The sequence below is a fragment of the Acidithiobacillus sp. genome (assembly GCF_027322205.1).
Taxonomy (GTDB): domain Bacteria; phylum Pseudomonadota; class Gammaproteobacteria; order Acidithiobacillales; family Acidithiobacillaceae; genus Acidithiobacillus.
Map to the genome: position 1 here is coordinate 1 of NZ_DAHVHY010000130.1, position 2614 is coordinate 2614.

3 protein-coding genes are annotated in these 2614 nt (G+C 63.0%); all 3 read left to right on the top strand.

What is annotated here, in order from left to right:
- The coding region (locus M7F93_RS11660; RefSeq protein WP_298173712.1) for an aconitase family protein at nucleotides 1-1079 on the top strand (1079 nt) is incomplete at its 5' end.
- Nucleotides 1080-1081: 2 nt separating this feature from the next.
- On the top strand, nucleotides 1082-2368 hold the full coding sequence (icd, locus tag M7F93_RS11665) for an NADP-dependent isocitrate dehydrogenase (protein WP_298173718.1): 1287 nt from the start codon (nucleotides 1082-1084) through the stop codon (nucleotides 2366-2368).
- Between the two features lie 9 nt (nucleotides 2369-2377).
- On the top strand, nucleotides 2378-2614 hold a 237-nt coding region (locus M7F93_RS11670; protein ID WP_298173715.1), incomplete at its 3' end, for an ATP-grasp domain-containing protein.

Here is a 2614-nt window from a genome sequence, read left to right on the forward strand (position 1 = left end):
CGCCCGTGGCGCAGGTGGCTATCGGATCCTGCACCAACTCGTCCTACACGGATTTGATGACCGTGGCGAGCATGCTCAAGGGTAAGGTCGTCGCTGACGGCGTCAGCCTGGGGGTGTCGCCGGGGTCGCGGCAGGTCATGGAAATGGTGACCAGGGATGGCGGCCTGCTGGACTTCATCGGGGCCGGTTCGCGCATTCTGGAATCAGCCTGCGGGCCTTGTATCGGCATGGGCTTCGCGCCGCCCACGGAAGGGGTGTCGATCCGTTCCTTCAACCGCAATTTCTACGGGCGTTCGGGCACCAAGAATGCGGCGGTGTATCTGGCGAGCCCGGAAACCTGCGCCGCATGTGCCCTGACCGGGGTGATCACCGATCCCCGCGATCTGGGGCTGGCGCCCATTCACGTGCCAGTGCCGGAGCACTTTCTGGTGGATGACCGTATGGTGCTCGCCCCTGCCGCCGAAGGCGGCCCGGTGGAGATTATCCGTGGCCCCAACATCGCCAAACTCCCCACCGGGCAGGCCGCTCCAGCAAGCCTGCAGGGCGAGGTGCTGATTCGGCTGGAAGATGACATCACCACCGACCACATCATGCCGGCCGGAGCCAAGGTGCTGCCGCTGCGCTCCAATCTGCCGGCCATTTCGGAGTTTGTCTTCCATATGGTGGATGAGACCTTCCCGGCCCGCGCCAAGGCGGCCGGGGGTGGCTTTATCGTGGCGGGCCACAATTACGGGCAGGGTTCCAGCCGTGAACATGCGGCGCTGGCGCCCCGTTATCTGGGCGTGCGCGGGGTGCTGGTGCAATCTTTTGCGCGCATTCACCTCGCCAATCTCATCAACTTCGGCATCTTGCCCCTGACTTTCGTGGACGCGGCGGATTATGCCAGGGTGCAGGCGGGGGATCAGCTCAGTCTGGATATCAGGGGGCTGGCGCTGGGCCAGGCGCTGACGCTGCGCGATGAAACCCAAGGGCTGGATATTCCGGTCATGCCGCAGTTGGCGAGTGCCCGTGATCTGGAGTTGATTCTCAAGGGCGGCGCCTTGTCCTGGGCCAGCGAACAACTGGAGAAAGTATCGTGACCATGGCGCATATTCAGGTTCCGGCTCAGGGGAAGCCCATCACCCAGGTGGATGGGGTGCTGCGGGTGCCCGATCAACCCATTATTCCCTTCATCGAGGGGGATGGGATCGGTTGTGATGTCACGCCGGCCATGCGTGCGGTGGTGGATGCCGCGGTACAGGCCGCTTATGGCGGCCAGCGACGGATTGCCTGGATGGAGCTTTTTGCCGGGCAGAAGGCGGTGACGCTCTACGGTGAGGGGCAGTATCTTCCCGAAGAAACCATGGCCGCTATCCGTGCGTATAAGGTCGCCATCAAGGGGCCGTTGGAAACCCCGGTGGGTGGCGGAATCCGCAGCCTCAATGTGGCGCTGCGCCAGGATCTGGACCTCTACGTCTGCTTGCGGCCGATACGTTATTTTGCGGGTACGCCCAGCCCCGTGTGCCATCCGGAAAAGGTCGACATGGTCATCTTCCGGGAAAACTCCGAGGATATTTACGCCGGTATCGAGTGGCCGGCGGGCAGCCCCGAGGCAGAAAAGCTCCTGCGCTTTTTGCAGGAAGAGATGGGGGTCAGCAAAATCCGCTTCCCGGCCAGTTCGGCCATCGGCATCAAGCCGGTGTCGGTGGAAGGCTCGGAGCGTCTGGTGCGCCGCGCCATCCAGTATGCGCTGGAGCATGGCAAGCCTTCGGTGAGTCTGGTGCATAAGGGCAATATCATGAAGTTCACCGAGGGCGGCTTCCGCGACTGGGGCTATGCCCTGGCCGAGCGGGAGTTCGCCGGACGGGTCTTCAGCTGGCGGCAGAAAGCGGCTATCGCCAAAACCGCAGGCAAAGCAGCCGCGCAGCAGGCAGAGCAACAGGCTGTTGCCGATGGCAAGCTGATCATCAAGGATGTCATCGCCGATAATTTCCTCCAGCAGATTCTGCTGCGTCCGGAGGATTATGCGGTGGTGGCAACTCTCAATCTCAACGGCGACTATATTTCCGATGCCCTGGCGGCAGAGGTAGGGGGGATTGGTATGGCACCCGGCGCGAACCTCTCGGATACCCATGCAATTTTTGAGGCCACCCACGGCACGGCACCGGACATCGCCGGGCAGGGCAAAGCCAATCCCAGCTCGCTGATTTTATCGGCGGTGATGATGCTGGACCATCTGGGCTGGGGTGAGGCGGCGACGCGCATCGTGGCGGCCATGAATGCGGCAATCGCCAGCGGCGAGGTGACCGGTGACCTGGCGGCCTTGCGCGGTGATGTGCCCGCCCTGAGTACAGCGGAGTTTAGTGCAGCGCTGGTGCGTCGTTTGTGAGGAAACTTCATGAATTTGCATGAGTATCAGGCCAAGCGCCTGCTCGCCGAAGAAGGGGTGCCGGTGCCCCGAGCCATTCCCGCCTTCTCGGTGCGGGAGGCAGTGAATCAGGCCCGTGAACTGGGTGGTCCGGCCTGGGTCGTCAAAGCCCAGGTCCATGCTGGTGGGCGTGGCAAAGCCGGCGGGGTGCGGGTGGTGAATAGTATTGCCCAGGTGGAAAAGGCGGCGCAGGAGTTGCTGGGCAAG